Annotated in this window: 18 protein-coding genes; 4 read left to right on the top strand and 14 right to left on the bottom strand. The window is 66.7% G+C overall.

Annotation, left to right across the window (positions count from 1 at the left end):
- Positions 1 to 147 precede the first annotated feature (147 nt).
- The 9 genes from ACE3RX_RS01105 to purU form a co-directional block, all read right to left on the bottom strand.
- Complete coding sequence (locus tag ACE3RX_RS01105; RefSeq protein WP_374479411.1) at positions 148 to 1,509, bottom strand: FMN-binding glutamate synthase family protein; 1,362 nt, start codon at positions 1,507 to 1,509, stop codon at positions 148 to 150.
- Positions 1,510 to 1,606: 97 nt separating this feature from the next.
- Complete coding sequence (locus ACE3RX_RS01100; protein WP_374479409.1) at positions 1,607 to 2,296, bottom strand: protein glxC; 690 nt, start codon at positions 2,294 to 2,296, stop codon at positions 1,607 to 1,609.
- Entirely contained in the window at positions 2,284 to 3,192 is a 909-nt protein-coding gene (locus ACE3RX_RS01095; RefSeq protein ID WP_374479407.1) for a glutamine amidotransferase family protein, read from the bottom strand. The genes ACE3RX_RS01100 and ACE3RX_RS01095 overlap by 13 nt, the downstream gene beginning before the upstream one ends.
- A gap of 24 nt (positions 3,193 to 3,216) precedes the next feature.
- Entirely contained in the window at positions 3,217 to 4,545 is a 1,329-nt protein-coding gene (gene glnT / locus ACE3RX_RS01090; protein ID WP_374479405.1) for a type III glutamate--ammonia ligase, read from the bottom strand.
- Positions 4,546 to 4,576: 31 nt separating this feature from the next.
- A complete protein-coding gene (locus tag ACE3RX_RS01085; protein ID WP_374479403.1) occupies positions 4,577 to 5,179 on the bottom strand; it encodes a hypothetical protein in 603 nt (200 codons plus the stop codon).
- Complete coding sequence (locus ACE3RX_RS01080; protein ID WP_374479401.1) at positions 5,179 to 8,079, bottom strand: 2Fe-2S iron-sulfur cluster-binding protein; 2,901 nt, start codon at positions 8,077 to 8,079, stop codon at positions 5,179 to 5,181. The genes ACE3RX_RS01085 and ACE3RX_RS01080 overlap by 1 nt, the downstream gene beginning before the upstream one ends.
- Entirely contained in the window at positions 8,076 to 8,333 is a 258-nt protein-coding gene (locus ACE3RX_RS01075) for a sarcosine oxidase subunit delta (protein WP_079437540.1), read from the bottom strand. The genes ACE3RX_RS01080 and ACE3RX_RS01075 overlap by 4 nt, the downstream gene beginning before the upstream one ends.
- Positions 8,334 to 8,362: 29 nt before the next feature.
- Positions 8,363 to 9,604 carry an FAD-dependent oxidoreductase gene (locus ACE3RX_RS01070; RefSeq protein ID WP_374479399.1) on the bottom strand — a complete coding sequence of 414 codons (1,242 nt, stop codon included), beginning with the start codon at positions 9,602 to 9,604 and terminating at the stop codon, positions 8,363 to 8,365.
- A 24-nt stretch (positions 9,605 to 9,628) separates the two neighbouring features.
- Positions 9,629 to 10,489, bottom strand: a complete 861-nt coding sequence (gene purU / locus ACE3RX_RS01065; protein WP_374479397.1) for a formyltetrahydrofolate deformylase — start codon at positions 10,487 to 10,489, stop codon at positions 9,629 to 9,631.
- Positions 10,490 to 10,635: 146 nt separating this feature from the next.
- Here purU and ACE3RX_RS01060 point away from each other — a divergent pair, with 146 nt between their 5' ends.
- The gene (locus ACE3RX_RS01060; protein WP_374479395.1) at positions 10,636 to 11,238 is read left to right on the top strand and encodes a helix-turn-helix domain-containing protein; all 603 of its coding nucleotides are present in this window, start codon (positions 10,636 to 10,638) and stop codon (positions 11,236 to 11,238) included.
- Positions 11,239 to 11,398: 160 nt separating this feature from the next.
- Here ACE3RX_RS01060 and ACE3RX_RS01055 read toward each other — a convergent pair whose 3' ends face one another.
- From ACE3RX_RS01055 to ACE3RX_RS01045, 3 genes are all read right to left on the bottom strand, one after another.
- The gene (locus tag ACE3RX_RS01055) at positions 11,399 to 13,099 is read right to left on the bottom strand and encodes a methyl-accepting chemotaxis protein (protein ID WP_374479392.1); all 1,701 of its coding nucleotides are present in this window, start codon (positions 13,097 to 13,099) and stop codon (positions 11,399 to 11,401) included.
- Positions 13,100 to 13,381: 282 nt separating this feature from the next.
- A complete protein-coding gene (locus ACE3RX_RS01050; protein ID WP_374479390.1) occupies positions 13,382 to 14,848 on the bottom strand; it encodes an ammonium transporter in 1,467 nt (488 codons plus the stop codon).
- Between the two features lie 10 nt (positions 14,849 to 14,858).
- The gene (locus tag ACE3RX_RS01045) at positions 14,859 to 15,197 is read right to left on the bottom strand and encodes a P-II family nitrogen regulator (RefSeq protein WP_374479388.1); all 339 of its coding nucleotides are present in this window, start codon (positions 15,195 to 15,197) and stop codon (positions 14,859 to 14,861) included.
- A gap of 384 nt (positions 15,198 to 15,581) precedes the next feature.
- Between ACE3RX_RS01045 and ACE3RX_RS01040 the strand changes: the two genes are divergently transcribed.
- From ACE3RX_RS01040 to ACE3RX_RS01030, 3 genes are all read left to right on the top strand, one after another.
- Positions 15,582 to 15,761 (top strand): hypothetical protein, encoded by a 180-nt coding sequence (locus ACE3RX_RS01040; RefSeq protein ID WP_374479387.1) that lies wholly within the window; start codon positions 15,582 to 15,584, stop codon positions 15,759 to 15,761.
- 267 nt (positions 15,762 to 16,028) lie between these two features.
- Positions 16,029 to 17,168 carry a choice-of-anchor E domain-containing protein gene (locus ACE3RX_RS01035; RefSeq protein ID WP_374479385.1) on the top strand — a complete coding sequence of 380 codons (1,140 nt, stop codon included), beginning with the start codon at positions 16,029 to 16,031 and terminating at the stop codon, positions 17,166 to 17,168.
- A 202-nt stretch (positions 17,169 to 17,370) separates the two neighbouring features.
- Entirely contained in the window at positions 17,371 to 18,837 is a 1,467-nt protein-coding gene (locus ACE3RX_RS01030; protein ID WP_374479383.1) for a GGDEF domain-containing protein, read from the top strand.
- A gap of 12 nt (positions 18,838 to 18,849) precedes the next feature.
- On the opposite strand, the gene ACE3RX_RS01025 is transcribed toward ACE3RX_RS01030, so the two are convergent.
- Positions 18,850 to 19,839, bottom strand: a complete 990-nt coding sequence (locus ACE3RX_RS01025; protein WP_374479381.1) for a hypothetical protein — start codon at positions 19,837 to 19,839, stop codon at positions 18,850 to 18,852.
- An 18-nt stretch (positions 19,840 to 19,857) separates the two neighbouring features.
- Positions 19,858 to 20,646, bottom strand: a complete 789-nt coding sequence (locus tag ACE3RX_RS01020; protein WP_374479379.1) for a hypothetical protein — start codon at positions 20,644 to 20,646, stop codon at positions 19,858 to 19,860.
- Positions 20,647 to 20,685: the final 39 nt, after the last annotated feature.

The raw sequence follows: 20,685 nt of genomic DNA, 5'->3' as shown, positions 1-20,685 counted from the left end.
AAGCCCTCGCGCAGCCGCTTCGAGAGGGCCTTGCCGTCGATGATCTGGGCGGTCACGGATTCAGTCTCCTGGAAAAAAGCGGGGCGACCCGGCATCGGATCGCCCCGGCGAAACGCCTTGCGGGGCGAGAGGGAGAAACTTGCTTGCTCAGAAGCCCTGGCCGGGGATCCAGCTGGTGCCGGCCAGCGGCACGCCGGCCATGGCGGCGGCTTCGATGGTCAGGGCCACCAGGTCTTCCGGCTCCAGGTGATGCACGTTCTGCTTGCCGCAGGCCCGGGCGATGGTGGTGAGTTCCATGTTCAGGGTCTTGAGGTAGTTCTTGAGGTGCTTGGCGCCAACTGCCGGGGTCAGGCGTTGCTCCAGGGTGGCGTCCTGGGTGGTGACGCCGACCGGGCACTTGCCGGTGTGGCAGTGGTGGCAGAAGCCGGGGGCGGTGCCCAGGGCGTTGTAGTCGGCGATGGCGTCGTGGTGGGCGCCGTTCTGGAAGTAGGTTTCGCCGTTGCAGCCGAGGGCCACCAGCACGCCCTGACCGATGGCCACCGCGTCGGCGCCCATCGCCAGCGCCTTGGCCACGTCGGCGCCGGTGCGGATGCCGCCGGAGACGATCAGCTGGACCTTGCCCTTCATGTCCAGGTCTTCGAGGGCATTGACGGCCTGGCGCACGGCGGCCAGGGTCGGGATGCCGATGTGTTCGATGAAGCAGGTCTGGGTGGCGGCGGTGCCGCCCTGCATGCCGTCCACCACCACCACGTCGGCGCCGGCATGGACGGCCAGCTTGACGTCGTTGAAGGTGCGGGTGGCGCCGACCTTCACGTAGATCGGCTTTTCCCAGTCGGTGATCTCGCGCAGTTCCTGGATCTTGATGGCCAGGTCATCCGGGCCGGTCCAGTCCGGGTGGCGGCAGGCGGAGCGCTGGTCGACGCCTTCCGGCAGGGTGCGCATCTTGGCGACGCGCGGGTTCACCTTCTGGCCCAGCAGCATACCGCCGCCGCCCGGTTTGGCGCCCTGGCCGATGACGACCTCGATGGCGTCGGCCTTGCGCACGTCGTCCGGGTTGAAGCCGTAGCGGGACGGCAGGCACTGGTACACCAGGATTTTGGAGGAGCGGCGCTCTTCCGGCGTCATGCCGCCGTCGCCGGTGGTGGTGGAGGTGCCCATCTCGGTGGCGGCGAGGCCCAGCGCTTCCTTCACGTTGGCGGACAGGGCGCCGAAGCTCATGCCGGCGACGGTGATCGGGATGTCGAGTTCGATCGGCTTCTTGGCGAAGCGGGTGCCCAGCACGGTCTTGGTCAGGCACTTCTCGCGGTAGCCCTCGAGCGGGTAGCGGGACATGGACGCGCCGAGGAAGACCAGGTCGTCGAAGTTGGGCAGCTTGCGCTTGGCGCCCATGCCGCGGATTTCATACAGGCCGTGGGCGGCGGCGTTGCGGATGTAGTCGAGGGTCTTGCGGTCGTAGCCGTAGGATTCCTCGCGGGAGAGGTTCTTGAATTGCACGGGTTTGGTTTCCATTTGGGAACTCCTCAATATTCGTCGGCTAAGTCCGTCGGCGTCGTCCTGATGGGGGGCGGAGGCGGGTTCGGCGCTCCGCCCCGGACGGGGCGCGGGATCAATATTCCTGGTTGGCGTCGGCGTTCCAGTGGTAGAGGGAACGCTTGGAGGCGATGCGCTTGAAGGCCTTCGGGTCGTGGTCGAGGCCGGCCTGGTCGAGCAGGCTGGCGACGGCGGCTAGGTCTTCGTCGGTCATCGGTTCGTACTGGGCGTCGGCGCCGAGGGACTTCACGTTGCCCTTCACGTAGAGCACCGCTTCGTACAGCGAGTCGCCGAGGGCGTCGCCGGCGTCGCCGCAGATCACCATGCGGCCGGCCTGGGCCATGAAGGCCGAGAAGCTGCCCACCGAGCCGCCGACGACGATGTTGCCGCCCTTCAGCGAGATGCCGCAGCGCAGGCCGGCATCGCCATCGATGACCAAGAGGCCGCCGTGGGCGGAGGCGCCGGCGCCGTTGGAGGCGAAGCCCTTCACGTGCACCTTGCCACTCATCATGTTCTCGGCGACGCCGGTGCCGGCGCTGCCGGTGATCGTCACGCTGGCGGCCTTGTTCATGCCGCCGGCGTAGTAGCCGGCGTGGCCGATGATCTCGACTTCCACCGGGCAGTCGAGGCCGACCGCGATGTTGTGGGCGCCGTCCGGGTTGAGCACGGTGACGTGGCGGGCCTTGCCGTCCTTGGCGTCGTTGTGCAGGAAAGTGTTGAGCTCGCGCAGGGGCTGGGTGGCGAGGTCAAAGGTCAGGCGTTCCATACGTACATCTCCTCGGGCGCGGGTTCGAAAACGGTGGCGTGCTTGATGCCGGGCAGGTGGGCCAGCGAGCGGAACTCGGAGGCGATGGCCACGTAGTCGTCGGTCTCGGCAACGACTGCCGGCTTGCAGGCGAAGGGGTCGCGGATCAGGGCCAGCTTGTCCGGCGTGCCCATCAGGAAGGTGAAGAAGCCGTCGAGCTCCTCGAAGCCCTTCTGCAGGGCGGTCTCCAGGTCGTCGCCTTCACGCAGGCGCCATTCCAGGAAGCGGCAGGCGGCCTCGGTGTCGTTGTCGGTCTCGAAGTGGATGCCGCGCGGCTCCAGCATGCGGCGAATGCCGTTGGGGTTGGACAGGGAGCCGTTATGGACCAGGCAGAAGTCCTCGCCGGCGGTGAAGGGGTGGGCACGGTCCGGCGTGACGGCGGATTCGGTGGCCATCCGGGTGTGGCCGACCAGGTGTGAGCCGGTCAGCTTGCCGAAGTCGTAGCGGGCGGCCACTTCGGCCGGGGTGCCGATGTCCTTGTAGAGGTCGATGCTGCGCCCGGTGGACAGGATGTGCAGCTTGGGATGGTGCTCGGCGATCCAGCGCTTGACGATGGCCGGGGCCACGTCGAAGGTCAGCACGGCGTGGTTGCCCTTGATCTCGATGCCGACCGGCACGCCGAGGTGGGACTTCAGTTCATGGCTGAGGCCGAGCCAGTTGAAGTCGGCGCCGTCCTCGGTGAGGCCGGAATACACGCTGATCTTGCGCTGGCTTTCGGCGAGGGGGTTGCCAAACACGGCCAGGCCGGCGGAGTCAGGGCCGCGCTCGGTCATGCCGATCAGCATCGGCACCATCAGCTCGCCGAGCTTTTCCCGCAGGGCTGGCGTCTTGACCAGCAATCCGACGATTCCACACATAGTCGTTTCTCCTTCGTTCAGTTCTTAGAAAAATTCCAGGTAGTTCTTGATTTCCCAGTCCGACACGTGGCGCATGTACTCCACCCACTCCATGTGCTTGAGGCGCAGGAACTCGCCGGCGACCGGGCCGAGGGCCTTGCACAGCACGGTGTCCTTCTCGAGGGCGAGCAGGGCTTCGTGGAGGTTCTGGGGCAGGATCTCGATGCCGGCGGCCTTCAGTTCCTCGGGGCTCAGGGCGTAGAGGTTCTGGTTCTGCGGCAGGCCCGGATCAAGCTCGCGTTCGATGCCGTCGAGGCCGGCGGCGATCACCGCGGCGGTGGCCAGGTAGGGGTTGCAGGCACCGTCCGGCAGGCGCAGCTCGAGGCGGCCGTGGGGGATGCGCACCATCGACGAGCGGTTGTTGTCGCCGTAGCTGATGTAGGCCGGGGCCCAGGTGGCGCCGGTCAGCGAACGGCCGACGACGAGGCGCTTGTAGCTGTTGACCGTCGGCGCGCAGATGGCGGCCAGGGCCGGGGCGTGGGCCAGGATGCCGGCGAGGAACTGGTAGGCCAGCTTGGACAGGCCGAGGCCGTGTTTGTCCGTCTTGTCGGCGAACAGGTTGGTCTTGCCGTCGCCGAGGGACATGTGGATGTGCATGCCGTTGCCGGGTCGGTTGGCGAAGGGCTTGGGCATGAAGGAGCAGATCATGCCCAGGTCGTTGGCGATCTCCGAGGCGGCCATCTTGAACAGCAGGTAATGGTCGGCGGAGGTCAGGCAGTCGGCGTAGGTGTAGTTGATCTCGAACTGGCCGTTGGCGTCCTCGTGGTCGATCTGATAGACGTCCACATCCACCGCGCGCAGGCTGTCGGTGAGGGTTTCGAGGAACTGGCGGTTGCGCGACAGGCCCTTGTAGTCGTAGCAGGGCTTGGGCAGCGTGTCGGTCGGGTCAGTCGGGATGATGTTGCCGGCTTCATCCTTCTTGAGCAGGGAGAACTCGGGCTCCAGGCCGGTGAAGAAGGTGTAGCCCTTGGCGTCCAGGCGCTTGATCTGGTTCTTGAGCACCACGCGGGTGTCCAGCGGCCAGGGTTCGCCCTTCACGTGGCCGTCGCAGGCGATGCGGGCGTAGCCGGGCTGCCAGGGCACCAGGGTGAGGGTGTCCAGGTCGCCGATGGCCATGTAGTCGGGGCCGTTGGGCTCGATGCCGAGCCCCCACACCGCGAAGCCTGCGAAGCCGGCGCCGGTGGTGAGGATGTCCTCGAAATGGGCGGCTGGGACCGACTTGGTCTTGGCCGTGCCGTGGATGTCTACAAACTGGGCAAGGACATACTTGACGTCGTTGTCGGCGAGAAACTTCTTTGCTTCTGTGGGCGTCATTGCCGTTCTCCTGATAGGGGGTTCGTGGGGGTCAGTTGAAGCTGTGGGGGGCTACGGCGCCGCCGCCCAGCTCGACCGCGATGTCGAGCAAGGTCTCCCACAGGTAGTGTCCGTAGCTGCCGTCGCACCAGATGCGCACTGCCGGCTGGCCGTTGCGGAACTCGGGAATCACCGTCACACCGACGCCGACCATCGAGGTGAGCACCACCGGGCGGGCCGCCAGGTCGAGGGGACGGAAATTGACGTTGCAGGTCTGGCGCAGCAGCTCGTCGAGCTTGGCGCCACCCATGAGCAGCGCGACGTCCTGGCGCAGCACCGGATAGACGCCGGCGCTGCGGGGCGTGCTGGCGAGGCGGGCGATCAGCGTCGCCGGGCCTTCCACCAGAAACTCGGTGAAGCCGAGGCGGGCGATCAGGCCGCCGCCGTCCACCGGCAGCCAGCTGTTGGGCTGCGGCGGAATCGGCAGGCCGAAGCTTTCGAGCCAGGCGGCAGCGCCGGGGCCCTTGCAGCCGTGGCGTGGCGTGAGGGACTGGTCGGCGATGCCGAGATTGGCGACGGCGGCCTTCTGGGCGGCGGGGTCGGGCAGGGTGGCGAGGTCGGCCACCGGGCTCACGGCGAGGGCGTTGGCAGGCATCACGCGGCCTCCTTCTGCTTGAGGTTGTCCGGGTCGTAGAACGGGGTGGCGCTGACCTGGGCCTCGACCATCGAGCCACCGGTGAGGCGGATGCTGACGGTGTGGCCGGGCTTGGCCAGGTCGGGGCGCACGAAGGCGAGGCCGATGTGGCGCTTGAGGGTCGGGCTCCAGGCGATGCTGGTGACGCGGCCGGCGATGTCGCCGCCTTCGATGACCAGGTTGCATTCCAGCGGCACCGGACCTTCGTGGTTGGCCGGGAAGCTGATGCCCACCAGTTGCTGCTTGCGCGGCTTGTGGGAGACGGCGGTGAGGCTGCGCTGGCCGACGAAGAAGGGTTTGTTCATCTTCAGCGCCCATTCCATGCCGACTTCCAGCGGGGTGGTGAGGCCGTCGGTGTCCTGGCTGATGATGATGTGGCCTTTTTCCAGGCGCAGCAGCCGCTGGGCTTCCACGCCGAAGGGGCGGATGCCGTGGCTGGCGCCGGCTTTCATCAGGGCGTCCCACAGGGCGCCGCCGTGGCTGGCCGGCACGTGGATCTCGTAGCCCCATTCGCCGACGAAGCCGACCCGCATCAGGCGTGCCGGGATGCCCGCGACTTCGCCCTCGCGCACCGCCAGGTAGGGGAAGGCGGCGGCCGACAGGTCGAGGCCGGTCAGGCTGCGCAGCACCTCGCGGGACTTCGGCCCGGCCAGGTTCACCGCGGCGAAGGCGCCGGTGTGATTGACGATGCCGCAGTCCAGCCGCCACATGGTGTTGAGGCGGGACAGCTCGCGGTAGATCGTCGCCGCGCCGGAGGTGGTGGTGGTGAAGTAGAAGTGGTCGTCCGCCAGGCGGGCCACCACGCCGTCGTCGATGACCACGCCGGACTCGTCGCACATCACCGCGTAGCGGGTCATGCCGACCTTGAGGTTGGCGTAGTTGGACGTATAGACGCGCTCCAGGAATCCGGCGGCCTGCGGGCCGATGACTTCCAGCTTGCCGAGGGTGCCGACGTCGATCAGGCCGACGCCGTTGCGCACCGCCAGGGCTTCACCGCGGATGCAGTCGAGGCGGCTCTTGCCGGCGAGCTGGTAATACTCCGGGCGCTGCCACACGCCGGCCGGCATCCACTTGGCGCCGAGGGCGTCGTGGCGGCTGTGCAGCGGGGTGCGACGCTCCGGGTGGAAGCCGCGGCCGGCCAGGATGGACATCGGGACCGGGTGGAAGAAGGGGCGCGCGGTGGTGGTGCCGACCTGCTGGGGTTCCTTGTCGGTCAGGCGGGCCAGGATGCGCAGCCCGTTCATGTTGGAGTGCTTGCCCTGGCTGGGGCCCATGCCGTTGGTGGAGAAGCGCTTCAGCAGCTCGATGTTGTCGAAGCCTTCCTGCACCGCGTTGCAGAAATCCTTGTATTGCAGGTCTTCGTCGAAATCGACGAAGTTCTTGCCGGCCGGGTGGTCGATGATCGGCCACGGGTGGCTGGGGCTCTCGCTTTCCGGTGCCAGCGTGGCACCGCTGGCGCTGCCGAAGCCGGCTGCGGCGGCGGCGTGGCTGCCGGCGCGGGCGCCGTCGGCGAGCTTGCGCTCCAGCTCGAAGACGCCATTCACGCGGCCGCAGGCGAACACGCCGTCGGGCAGCACGTCGGGGACGAACTGTTCCACCGCGCGGTCGTAGCGCATGCGGGTGGTGGCCTGGTACAGCAGGTTGGCGGCGGGCGCCCAGCCGGTGCTCATCAGGATGCCGTCGCAGGGGATGTCGCGGGTCTGCGCGGCGGGGGTGCCGTCGGCGCGCAGTGCGGCGATGCGGGCGCCGGCGCACAGGCCGTTGGCGTCGGGCCTGGCTTCGACGATGCAGTGGCCGCTCAGCACCTCGACGCCTGACTGGCGCAGCAGGTGGGCCAGCGGTTCGGCCTTGCCGGGGTTGGCGCGCAGGTCCACCACCGCGGCGATGGCGGTGCCGAGGGCCAGCAGATCCAGCGCGGCGCGGTAGCCGTCGACGTTGGCGGTGAGCAGCACCGCCTTGTCCATCGGCTTGACGCCGTAGCGGTAGGCCAGGCGCTGGGCGGCGGAGGCCAGCATGATGCCGGGCAGGTCGTTGTTGTGGAAAACGGCGGGCTGCTCGAAGGCGCCGCTGGCGACGACTACGCTGCCGGCGCGCATCTTGAGCATGCGCTCCGCGCTGACCAGCGGAATCCAGTGGTCTTTGTAGTAGCCGGCGGCGTAGGTGCCAGTGAGCACGCGGATGCGCGGCTCGGCGGCAACCTTGGCGAGGAGGTCGGCGTGCTGCTGGCGGCGGCCGTTGTCGTTGCCGAGCTGGTAGCCGGCGCTGCCGCCGGCCTGGGCGTTCTCGTCCACCACCGTCACGTCGGCGCCCTGGGCGGCGGCGGCCAGCGCGGCGGACAGGCCGGACGGGCCGGCGCCGATGACCAGCACGTCGCAGAAGTCGTAGGCCTTGGGCGTGCGCTTGTGGGGGCTCTTCAGGTCCACCTTGCCGAGGCCGGTCATGGCGCGGAACATGCGCTCCCACATCGGGAACAGGCGCTTGCTGTGGAAGGCCTTGTAGTAAAAGCCCACCGGCAGGACGGCGGACAGCTTGCCGAGGAAGCGGCCCTTGTCGTCGGCCAGGTTGCCGAAGGTATTGACGGCGGTCAGGTCCATGCCGGCCACGAGGGGCGTGACGTCGGCGCGCACGTTGGGCTTGTCGGCCCACTGGTGCAGCGCATTGACGTCATGGTTGGCCAGGGACAGCACGCCGCGCGGACGGTGGTACTTGAAGCTGCGGCCGAGCACGCGGACACCGGCGCCCCACAGGGCGGAGCTGATGGTGTCGCCGGCGTAGCCCTTGTAGGTCTGGCCTTCGAACTTGAATTCGACGGGGCGGGAGCGGTCGATCCACTCGCCGCGGGTGGCGGGCAAACGCATCATTGATCTCCCTCGTAGAAATAGGTCTTGAGCACAACGTCCTTCTCGGTGTCCCGCTCGGCGATGAACCAGGTATTGCTGGGGGTGTGGCACCACCATTCCTTCTTCAGGCCGGGGGCGCCGTTACGGTTGAAGACGTAGTCGGCCCAGGCGTCGTCGCTGGCGGTGGCCGGGTTGGGCATTGGGCGCACTTCGCCCCAGTAGTGGAATTCCGATACAGGGCGCGGGCCGTTGAGGGGACAGGTCATGATCTTCATGGCGGTTTTCCTTTCTCTCCGTGGCCTCGTCAGTGGCCGACCGAGGCCGCGCCCTTTTCGCCGGTGAGGGCGTAGTTGCGGAAGCGGTCGAGGGAGAAGCCGGTGATCAGCGGGTGGGCGGTGTCGGTGGCGATGGTGTGAGCCATGGTCTTGCCGCACACCGGCGTGGCCTTGAAGCCCCAGGTGCCCCAGCCGGAATCCAGGTAGAAGCCGTCCACCGGGGTCTTGCCCATTACTGGCGCGAAGTCGGGGGTCATGTCGGCCATGCCGGCCCATTGGCGCATCACCTTCACGTTGGAGAGGAAGGGGAACATCTCCAGCATGTGGCTGGTGAGGCCTTCGACGAAGTCCAGCGTGGAGCGGGTGCCGTGCAGCTCGTAGGGGTCGAGGGAGGCGCCCATCACCAGCTCGCCACGGGCCGACTGACTGATATAGACGTGCAGGCTGCCGGACACCAGGATCGGGTCGAGCCAGGGCTTGACCGGCTCGCTGACCATCGCCTGCAGCGGGTGGATGTATATCGGCGACTTGACGTCCACCATCTTGAGGATGCGCGGGGTGGAGCCGGCCACCGCGCACAACACCTTGCCGGTGCTGATGTAGCCCTTGCTGGTGCGCACGCCCTTGACCTTGCCGCCTTCCACGTCGATGCCCAGCACTTCGGTCTGCTGGTGGATCTCGACGCCGCGCTGGTCGGCGCCGCGGCCGTAGCCCCAGGCCACCGCGTCGTGGCGCGCCACCGAGCCGGGGGCGTGGTACAGCGCGCCGAGGATGGGCGAGTGGCCGCCGCAGGTGATGTCGATCATCGGCGCGGCTTCCTTCACCACTTCCGGCCCGACCACTTCGGAGGCAACCCCGTAATGCTTGTTCACCTCGGCGCGCCAGCGCATGGTGCGCAGCGCCGAATCGGTGTGGGCGAGGGTGAAGTGGCCCCGGTTGGCGTAGAACAGGTTGAGGTCGAAGTCCTCCGACAGGTCCTGCCACAGGCGCACGGACTCGTCGTAGAACTGGACGCCCTCGGGGGTCAGGTAGTTGGAGCGGATGATGGTCGTGTTGCGGCCGGTGTTGCCGCCGCCGATGTACCCCTTCTCGAGCACGCAGACATTGGTGATGCCGTGTTCGCGGGCCAGGTAGTAGGCGGCCGACAGGCCGTGTCCGCCGCCGCCGATGATGACCACGTCGTAGCTCGGCTTGAGCTTCTCGTGGAAGGTGAACATCCGGGGTTCCGGGTGCTTCTTGTTGAGCGCGAAGCGCAGGAGACGCCAGGGCATGGTGGTTCCTCTAGTTCCGGTGTTTCAGCGGAAGACGACGGTCTTGTTGCCATGGACGAGGACGCGGTCCTCGAGGTGGTAGCGCAGTCCGCGGGCGAGGACGGCCTTTTCGATGTCCTTGCCGTAGCGGACGAGGTCGTCGGGCGCGTCGGAGTGATCCACGCGGATGACGTCCTGCTCGATGATCGGCCCCTGGTCGAGCTCGCTGGTGACGTAGTGGCAGGTGGCGCCGATGAGCTTGACGCCCTTGGCGTGGGCCTGGTGGTAGGGCTTGGCGCCGACGAAGCTGGGCAGGAAGCTGTGGTGGATGTTGATGATCTGGCCGGGATAGTTGATGCACAGCTCCGGCGAGAGGATCTGCATGTAGCGGGCGAGGACCATCACGTCGCCATCGGCCTCGCGGAAGAGTTCCTCGACCTTGGCGTAGGCGGCGGGCTTGTTGTCGGGGGTGACGGGCACGTGATGGAAGGGGATGCCGTGCCACTCGACGAAGCCGCGGAAGGTCTCGTGGTTGGAGATGACGCAGGGGATGTCGATGTCCAGGTCGCCGGACTGCCAGCGGGCGAAGAGATCGTACAGGCAGTGTTCTTGCTTGGAGACGAGGATGACGACGCGCTTCTTGCGGGCGCTGTCGGAGATGCGCCAGTCCATGCCGAACTCGGCGGCGATGGGGGCGAACTTGTCGCGCAGGGTGTCGATGCCGAAGGGCAGGGAGTCGGCGAGGATTTCCTGGCGCATGAAGAAGCGCTTGGCTTCGGGGTCGGCGTGGTGGCTCGCCTCGGTGATCCAGCCCTGATGGCTGGCGAGGAAGCCGCTTACCGCGGCGACGATGCCGACCCGGTCAGGACAGGACAGCGACAGGGTGTAGCGACGGCTGGATGGCATGTTCTCAACTCCGCTGGAAGTTCATGTAGAGAATTATTTTTGAACATGGTGCATCTCAAGGTGAATAGTGTCAACTATTTTTTCCTCGTGTGAAACACCTGCCTGTGCAATAATTTCGCCATCGAGATTTAGGTGGGAGAACCCCCATGAGCGAACAAGAAGGCAGCGGCAGCCTGGAGCGCTACCTGGGCAACACGATCCGTGACCTGCGCCAGAAGCACGGCCTCACCATTGCGGACGTGGCCAACCTGGCCGGCATCAGCCGTGGAATGCTGTCGAAGATCGAGAACGCGCAGACGGCCACCAGCCTGGACACCCTGTCGCGGCTGGCTGGGGCGCTTGGCGTGTCGATCGCCACGCTGTTCCGCGGCTACGACGTGCGCGACGGCAGCGCGCAGCTGGTGAAGGATGGCGAGGGGATGGAAGTGGTGCGGCGTGGCACCAAGAAGGGGCACACCTATCACCTGCTGGCCTACGACCAGGGCCCGACCAAGGTCTTCGAGCCCTTCCTGATCACCATCGACCACGAGTCGGAGACCTTTCCGATCTTCGAGCACCCCGGCACCGAGTTCATCTACATGCTCGAGGGGGAGATCGAGTACCGCCATGGCCAGAACACCTATGTGCTCAAACCGGGCGATGCGCTGACCTTCCGCGCCGACATTCCCCATGGGCCGGAAAAGCTCAGCAAGTGCCCGATCCGCTTCCTCAGCGTGCTGATGTACCCGAATCCGGGCGAGGCCGGCTGAGCAGGTATTTCCGGCATCGTTGGGGCTCGCCGGACTGATGGCCTTGCTTTGAGGGCTGCAGAGCCCGTGGGGGCGAATTCATTCGCCCTCAGTCGCTTAAACGAAGTCCGCGGGCGAATGAATTCGCCCCCACGGAATCGGCCTCCAAGAAGGAGGTGTTTCACGTCTCGCCCGGTGCCAGCCGCGCCAGGTCGGCGGCCAGGGCGTCCTCCCCGCGTAGCTTGCCAGGCTCGTGGCGGTAGCTGCCGGTGCCGTGGATCACTCCGAACTGCCAGCTTTTCTCGATCTGTTCCCGTTCGCGGCTCTTCGTGAAGCCGGCGATGAAGCGGTTGACCTCCTGCAGCAGGCGGCACGACGACGGATCGTCGGCGACGCCGACCGCGTAGAACCAGGGTTGGCGCGACAGCGGTTCGGGGAGTATCTCGATGCGGCCGCGCCACGGGCTGTCCTGCCCGTAGCAGGCCCACGCGAAGATTGGGTGATCCACCGCGAAGGCATCCACGGTGCCGTCGGCCAGCGCGTCGTGGATAACGCCCTGGTCCGAATAGCCGATCAGGTTGGCCAGACGCACGGTGCCCGGTTCCTTACGGGTGTGCTTGCTCCAGCGCAGGCCGGCCGCTTCCAGCGCGGCGAAGGCGGCCGGGTCGTTGATGCAGCCGAGGACCTTGCCTTCCAGGCTGGCCACGCCGTCGATGCGCGTGTCGCCGTGGCGGCGCGCCAGCACGTAGTTCAGGTAGGTGTAGCTGTCCGAGAAGGCCACGCCCTTGTAGGCGGCGTTTGGTGGCAGCGCGCTCCACACCAGGTCGGCGGCGGGCTCGCCGGGGCGGCGGCCTGCCTGCAGCAGTTCGGTGCATTGGTCCCACGGGTGTTCGACGAAGTCCACCGCCACGCCCAGGTGCTTGGCGAAGGCGCGGGCGTAGTCCACGTCCAGCCCGCGCAGCGGTGCGCCGGGCTGCAAACGGAAGGACAGACCCTTGAAGGCGGGTTCGATGGCGACCCGCAGGCGGCCGCGCTGGCGGATGTCGGCCAGCCGGTCGTAGCCGGCGTCGGCGGTGAGGCCTTCCTTGTCGAGCAGGCGGTCGAGCACCGGGACGATGTTGTCGTGGGGCTGTTTTTCCAGTCCGCCCAGGTCGAAGCACAGGCGCTCGGCCCATTCGAGCTTGAGGCGCTGGCGGTCGAAGGTGGACTGGTTGAGGGAGTGCATGGCGGAGATGACTCGCCCGTGTTCGTCGAGGGTGGCGAGGGCATCGCGCAGCCCGGCGAAGGTTTCTTCGATGCGTGTGAAGGCGGCGCCGGTTTCCTGGTTGGAGCGGGCCACGCTGGCCGCGCTCTCCTGGCGGAAGCCCTGCAGGCCCTGCTGGAAATCGGCAAAGTTGAGCAACTGGGATGCGCTCTTGGCGTTGGCGACGGTGTCGCCGGCGAGGGCGCGGATGTTGTCGGCGACTACCGCGAAGGCACGGCCCTGTTCGCCGGCGCTGGCCGCTTGAATGGCGGCGTTGAGGGCCAGCAGGTCGAGGTCGCGGCCGATCTTCTCGAGCACCTTGACCACTTCGCCGATGCGCGCAACCTTGGCCGACAGCGTGGCTTCCAATTCGGCCAGGCCGGCGTCGATGTCGCCTGCGGTGGCGGCAAGCGTGGCTTCGGCCTGCTGGCGCAGTGCGTGGGCTTCCTCGCTGCCGTTCAGCATGCGGCGCTGGCCGCGTTCGATCTCCAGGGTCATCGCACCGATGCGGGCTTCCACTTCGCCCAGATGGGCGGCGTGGGCGGTTTCGGCGTTCATGCCGTGGCGGATCAGGTGGGCGATGTGGCGTCCCCACAGGGCCAGGCGCCGGCCCGGCGACGGCGGGGCCGGCGGAGCCACTGCGGGCTCCGGGGCCCCGCCCCCCCCCCCCGGGGGGGGGGGGCGGGAATGGGTTTTGGGGGGGCGCGCCCCGCCCCCCCAAAAAACACATAAAACAGACGGGGGGGGTTGTGGGGGGGGCGGGGGCGCCCCCACTGGCCCCGGCGCGGGCCCGGCGCGGGGGGGGCCGGCGGAGCCCGTGCGGGCGCGGGGCCCCCGCCGCCGACGGCGTCGTCGGCGGCCATGAAGTCGTTTCCGCGGGGCCGGAACAGGCCCTTCATAAAACGATTCATCGACATGGGCTCAGTCGTGGTAGGCGGACTCGCCGTGGGTGCTCAGGTCGAGGCCTTCGCGCTCCGCGTCTTCGCCGACCCGCAGGCCGATGGTCAGGTCCACCAGCTTGAAGGCGATGTAGGACACCACGCCGGACCACACCACCGCGGTACCCACGCCCCAGGCCTGGGCGACCAGCTGGGCGCTCATGTCGTAGGGGGCGACGGCGTTGGCGACGTAGTCATAGACACCGGTGCCGCCCAGTTCGGGCGAGGCGAACACGCCGGTCAGCAGGGCGCCGAGGATGCCGCCGACGCCATGCACGCCGAACACGTCGAGGGTGTCGTCCATGCCGAGCATGCGCTTGAGGCCATTGACGCCCCAGTAGCACACCAGGCCGCCGAGCAGGCCCATGATGATGGCGCCCATCGGGCCGACCAGGCCGCAGGCCGGGGTGATCACGACGAGGCCGGCGATAGCGCCGGAGATCGCGCCGAGCATCGACGGCTTGCCCTTGAAGACCGCTTCGATCAGCGTCCAGGAGACGGTTGCCGCGCAGGTGGCCACCAGCGTGTTGAAGAAGGCCAGGCCTGCGGTGGCGCCGGCTTCCAGGGACGAACCGACGTTGAAGCCGAACCAGCCGACCCACAGCAGGGAGCCGCCGACCATGGTCATCGTCAGGCTGTGCGGGGCCATCGATTCACGGCGGTAACCGAGGCGCGGGCCGATCATGAAGGCGCCGATCAGCGCGGCGATACCAGCGTTGATGTGCACCACGGTGCCGCCGGCGAAGTCGAGGGCGCCCTTGTTGAACAGGAAGCCACCCACTTCAGCCGCTTTCTCGGCCGCTTCGGCGGAGGTGAAGGCGTCCGGGCCGGCCCAGTACCACACCATGTGGGCCATCGGGATGTAGGAGAAGGTGAACCACAGCACCATGAAGGCCAGCACCGCGGTGAATTTGATGCGCTCGGCGAAGCCACCGATGATCAGTGCCGGGGTGATCGCCGCGAAGGTCAGCTCGAAGGACGCGAAGATGTACTCGGGCAGCACGACGCCCTTGCTGAAGGTGGCGACCACGGTGTCCGGCGTTACGCCCTTCATGAACAGCTTGTCAAAGCCGCCGATGAAGGCATTGCCGTCGGTGAAGGCCAGGCTGTAGCCATAGACGGCCCACAGCACGCCGAGCAGACAGAAGATCACCAGCGTCTGCATCAGGATCGACAGCATGTTCTTGCTGCGGACCATGCCGCCATAGAACAGGCCGAGGCCCGGGGCAGCCATCATCACCACCAGCAGGGTGGCGGTGATCAGCCAGGCGGTGTCGCCCTTGTTGGGTACGGGGGCGGCCGCCGGCGTTGCAGCAGCAGGGGCCGCGCTGGCGGCGGCATCGACGGCGGCGCTGACGGTTGCGGCGGCTGCCGGCGCGTCGTCGGCCCAGCCGGGCATGGCGAAACAGAGTGCGAAAAGCAGGGTTGCCAGGGCAAGAATGCGTTTCATGGGAGCGCTCCTAAAGGGCTTCGAGACCGGCTTCGCCGGTGCGGATGCGGACGGCCTTCTCGAGGTCGAAGACGAAGATCTTTCCGTCACCGATCTTTCCGGTGGCGGCGGCCTGCTCGATGGCGGCGATGGCGCTTTCCAGCACATCGTCGGGGACGGCGACTTCCACCTTCACCTTGGGCAGGAAGTCCACGACGTACTCGGCACCCCGGTACAGCTCGGTGTGCCCCTTCTGACGGCCGAAGCCTTTCACGTCGGTGACGGTGACGCCGTTTACGCCGACGGCATTGAGGGCCAGGCGGACCTCGTCGAGCTTGAACGGCTTGATGATTGCGCTAATCCATTTCATTGGAACCTCCATGGGAGGCCCGGCGACCGCAAGGAAGCCGGACGGGATGTGGGCGGGTTTTTCATAGGCGGTATTGCATGTAAAGAACAAAAGTTTCATGCAAAGAAAAGCACGAGCTATGCCAAGCCACAATCCCTACAAAACCAAGGGATTTAACAAAATGAAAATGAGATCCACGCACTAAAAAACGGCGCGGAGGTCAAAACTGCACCAAGTCGGGCAACCGGAATGGGGGGAGACGTGACGGGAAGGCGTCGGGAAAACGACAAAAAAGTCGCAAACCGGCGTGGAGGGCAGGCTGTATCCTGTTTAATACGTAATACGGTAATACTGGTATGTCGTTTGCTTAAATTGAACCGTATCTATGTTGAGGAGGGGTACGACATGTTCTCTACACTATGGCAGTACTGCCTGACCCGCCTGCGTGCCGGCCAGGCCTGGATCTCAGAGACGACCTGCAATTCCCGCTCGGCGCGCCTGGCGACGATGGGCTTGCAGGGACCCACGGAGCGTGATGCAGGGGCGGATGGCCTGCACATGCAGCAGTTCGGCGGCTGGCGCTGAACCGACCCGACCGTGATGAACCCGCCGCGTGGCTGGCTGCCCGGCGGGTTCGGTCTTTTCTGAAGGTGGACTTTCGGCGAGCTGTCGGGAGTCTTGAAAATCTGAAACTTTTGCCAAATAAATGTGAAAACGGCAGATTCGCCGTGAAGTTTTCCCTCCTGGGAAATGGGGTTCGTCTCTATCGTCGAGGCCATCCCGGCAGTCACCACGCAGCAACGGGACCCAACCACTACTGCGTCAGCGACTCAACCCACAGGAGTTCACTTCATGACCAAGCCTTCTGCAGCACCGCGCCTTGCCGGCGTGCTCAAAACAGCGGCACTTGGCGCCTGCGCCATGGCGCTGCCCTTGTCCGCCCATGCGCTGGTGGTCACCACCGCCGATGTCAGCTTCAACGACAGCGCAACGGTTAGTGATGGAAAGGCGGGCGGTGCCACCACACAGAACAACGTGGCGGTTGGCAGCAGCAGCATCGCCCAGTTCGATGTCAGCCTGGGCGTGCTGACCGGCGCTACCATCAACATGAACTCGTCCCGCACCCTCTCTGTTGCCACGACGGCGACGGCAGGCGGTGGCAACGGCGCGAACAACAGCGTGCATACCCAGGGCTCCGGCAGTATCGGGGCGGTGGTCACGGCGCCTGGCGTGACCCGCACCTTTTCCACGCTGAGTGCCGCGGATACCTGCAGTGGCCTGCGCAAGGGCGCCTGCAGCGATGGCGCGACCACTGCCAGCATGGCCACCAATCTGACCGGAGTTGTCAACGCGTCCGATCTGAATGCCTACGTGGGGGCCGGCTCGGTGCTGGTAAGCCGTAGCGCCTCGTCGCTGACCGCCCACCAGACTGGTAGCGCATTCACCGGCGCTGAGACGACCACCGCGACGGCCAGCTGGTCCGGCACCGTGGGTGCCACCTATTCCTACCTGTTGCACGCAGCCCCGCTGATCAACGGTTCGAGTTCGTCCATCGTGACCCTCGATCTGGGGACTTTCCTGACCGGCACGCCGGCCAGCCTGCTGTTCACCGTCTCCAACCTGTCCGGTGATCGCGCCGGTCTGGATCTGGATGCGATCAATGCCAGCGGTGATACCGGTGTGCTGTTCACCGACTTGTCCACCTTCAGTGAGCTGAACCCTGGCGATTCCCTGTTGTTCTCCGCCATGCTGGATACGGCGCTGCCGGGTACCTACGCCAGCCACTATCAGCTCGCCATGTCGGATGCCGATGTCGGGGCTGCATCCAGCCGGAGCAGCTATACGATGGACCTCTATCTGACCGCCAATGTGCAGGCGCCGCTGGTGCAACTCCAGGGCTTTGGCTTCAACGTCGTGCCGGAGCCGGCGAGTCTCGCGCTGGTCGGGGTAGGCATCGCCGGCTTGGGCTGGAACCGCCGTCGGCGGAGCTGAGCAGGCAAGGCGGCCAGGTCGCCCCGGTAAGCGGGGTGGCTGTTTCACGGGGGCGTGTCGCGGCAGCGGCGCGCCCTTGCCGTTTCCGCCGGGCGGATCCGTGTAGTGCACAAAGCGTGACTTATTTCACGCTGGGCGACCGAGGGTAGGGTCTTATTCTTGAGCCCTCTTCATGGTCAAGCCGACCGCGCGGGGAGCCATCATGTCTTTGACGATGTCCGGACTCACCGATAGCGCGCTGCCGGATCCATCCGCGGACAGCCCCCTGTTCCTGTCGACGCTCACCGCCAGCCCGCGTGAAAAGCGGCTGGCGCTGGCCGTCCTGCTGCTGTCCCTGCTGGTGTTCGCACTACTGGCGCCGTTTGCCAGGGTGTCGCTGACGCCGATCTGGGGCTTCATCCCGTGCTATGAGTCGTGGCTGGTGGTCACCGATCTGATCACCGCGGCGCTGCTGTTCAGCCAGTATTTTTCCTTCAATTCCCGGGCGTTGTTCGTGCTGGGCTGTGGCTACCTGTACGTGGCCTGCATGACGGTGGCCCATGCGCTGAGTTTTCCCGGGCTGTTCACGCCCACAGGCTTGCTGGGGGCCGGCCCCCAGAGCACGGCCTGGCTGTACATGTTCTGGCACGGCGTCTTCCCGCTTTTCGTCATTGCCTATGCGCGTTTCAAGGGGCGGGATTTCGTGTCTTCCACTCTGCCGCGCCGTCCGCGCCTGCCCTTCATGGCCGCCGGGGCGGGAATGGTGGTGCTGAGCGCCGCATTTACCGCGCTGGCCACTGCCGGCCAGGATCTGCTGCCGGAGCTCATGGACGGCGATCGCTACCGTTCGTCGATGTCGCTGGCGGTGGCCTTCGTATGGGCTTCGAGCCTGCTGGCGCTGGCTGTGCTGTGGTTCAGTCGGCCCCATTCGGTGCTCGACCTGTGGTTGATGGTCATGGTGTGCGCGTCGCTGATCGATATTGCGCTATCGGCGATGCTCAACGGTGGGCGCTTCGATCTGGGCTTCTATGCGGGGCGGGTGTACGGCCTGCTGGCTGCGAGCTTCGTATTGCTGGTGCTGCTGGCGGAAAGCGGCATCCTGTACCGCAAGCTGGTCCAGGTGACCGAAGCGCTCAAACGCCTCACCACCCAGGATGCACTGACCGGCATCGGTAACCGGCGTGCCTTTGACGGCACCCTCGACTTGGAACTGCGGCGGGCGATGCGCAGTGGCCAGCCCTTGTCGCTGCTGATGATCGACGTGGATCACTTCAAGGACTTCAACGACCACTTTGGCCATGTGGAGGGCGATCGCTGCCTGCAGATGGTCGCCAAGACCCTCAACGTCGCGGTGGTCCGCGCCGCCGACATGGTGGCGCGCTATGGCGGCGAGGAATTCGTGGCGCTGCTGCCGGGTACCGATGCCGCCGCCGCCGCACTGGTGGCGGAGCGCCTGCGGGCGGCGGTGGAGGCCTTGCGCATCGTGCACCGCGGTACCCTGGAGAGCAGCCGGGTGACGATCAGCATCGGCGTGGCCTGCCTCCATCCGGTCTGGCCTGCCGCAGGCACAAGGCAGGAAGTGGGTTATCCGGCTGGCCTTGACCTGGTGGAGCGCGCCGACCGGGCGCTGTATGCCGCCAAGACAGCCGGTCGCAACCGGGTGGTGGTGGCGGAGCCGGCACCGGGGTGATGCCGGGTTGCCTTACTTGGCGGCGGCGCTGGGCAGGTGGGCGTGGCCGCTGTTGAACTCGATGCAGGCGCGCTCCTCGGCGTATTCGATGATCACCTCCTTGCCGGCGTGCTTGGCCTCGCGCACCGCGTACACCACCGGGCGCGGCTTGTCGGCCTCGGTGTACTTGCGGATCGGCACCGTCACCGTGAACGGGCGGGTCAGTACCGTCGGGTCGGTGATGCGCGCCTCGTAGTTGTAGCGCTTGCCGTTGGCGTCGAAGGTGTAGCGCTCCTCGATCTTCACGTTCTCGCTGACGAACTCGCCGCTGCGCCCGAACTTGGATTTGCCGTTGTAGTTCGAGATGCTGACCACCAGCGTGTTGCCCTCCCAGCGGCCGCGGGAATCCCCGTTCCATAGCTTGATGTTGTCGGCAAGATGGGGCTTGTTGTCCAGGTGGATGATGCGCGTGCCCTGGTCGAACAGGAACACGACGTAGCCCGGATACTGGTAGATCTCGTGGCCGTGCATGTACAAGGCCTGCGGGATGCCCGGCGGCGCGCAGCGGGCCAGCGGGTCCACGTACTCGGGCTTGATCGGGTTGGCGTAATAGGCCTGGTATTCCTGGACCTTGGCGCGGGCCCAGGGCTGGTAGGGCACCTGGCCGTCGGCGGGGTCGCTGACCCGGCTCGGGGCGCGCTGCTCCCGCGGTGGCAGGTTGCGCTGGCGCTCGCCGGTGGAGATGCCCTCCGGGTCGGTAAGGTTGAGGTAGCTGCCGAAGGCCGGGCCCCAGAAGCCGCTCACGTCGGGCTGGCCGTCGGGCAGGCGCGGGCCCTGCCACGGGCCGGCGGGAATCTTCGGGATGCTCTTGTCCACCACCGGGGCCGCCGCGGCAGCCGGTTGGGTGGGTGTGTTCTGGGCGTGGGCTGCGCCAGTGGCAAGCAGGCTGGTGGTGGCCAGCAGCAGCGCGGCGGTACGGGGGCGGGATCGGGTGGAGGTCCGGTCGGTCATGTGGGAGTCCATCGCAGGCGTTTTCCTTCCTCAGTTCTTGTCGCGCTTGGGCGGGTAGTACTGGTCGAAATCGAGGGTGAAGCGGTAGTCCTCGATCAGCTGGAAATCTTTCTCCCGGTGACGGTGGAGGATCACGCCGAGGGTCCACGGGCGGCTATAGACCTGGGGATCCTCGAGGGTCGCCTTGTACTCGATGGTGTTGGCGTCCAGATAGGTCCACCGTTCCACCACGTGCAGGTCGTTGCTGTGGAAGTTGCCGGCCCGGTCGAGCCAGGTCTGGTCGGTGAAGTTGCGTGCATCCACCACCAGCGTGTCGCCGTCCCAGCGGCCGCGGGAGTCGCCGGACAGCAGGTCGCCGATCACGTCCGGATGCTCGGTCTGGTTGGTGTGGATGGTGCGTACGGTATGGCCGAACTGGAACACCAGCTTCAGGTCGCGGGGGCGCTGGAAGATCTGGAAGGGTTCGGGGTAGTAGATGCCGCGTGGCACGCCGAGGGTCCAGCCCTTGGTGCGCGGGTCGGCAGTCTCGCGGGCCTCGAAGTTCTGTTTCTTCTGGGCCAGGGCCTGGGGCAGGTAGGGGATGAACTTGCCCTCGATGACGCCGGCGCCGGGGGCGGCGTCCTTGCGGGCAGCGTGGGGTTCGAGGTCGTCGTCGGCCGGCGTGAGGGTCTGCCAGATGCCGGAAAAGTCGGGCTTGCCGTTGGGCAGGCGCGGGATCGCGTCGTGGGCAAAGGCCAGGTGGCTCGCCAGCAGCAACAGGCCGGCGGCGAGCAGGCGGGCGCCACGGGGCGGCCGCGCGGGGATCGGTGCGTCGGTCAAGACGTTTATCTCCTGTGGATTGGTGGGGCGGCGTGGGCC

The organism is Zoogloea sp., assembly GCF_041914405.1.
Taxonomy (GTDB): domain Bacteria; phylum Pseudomonadota; class Gammaproteobacteria; order Burkholderiales; family Rhodocyclaceae; genus Zoogloea.
Note: the sequence above shows the minus strand (reverse complement) of the source record. Positions and strands in the feature narration are given on the sequence as shown.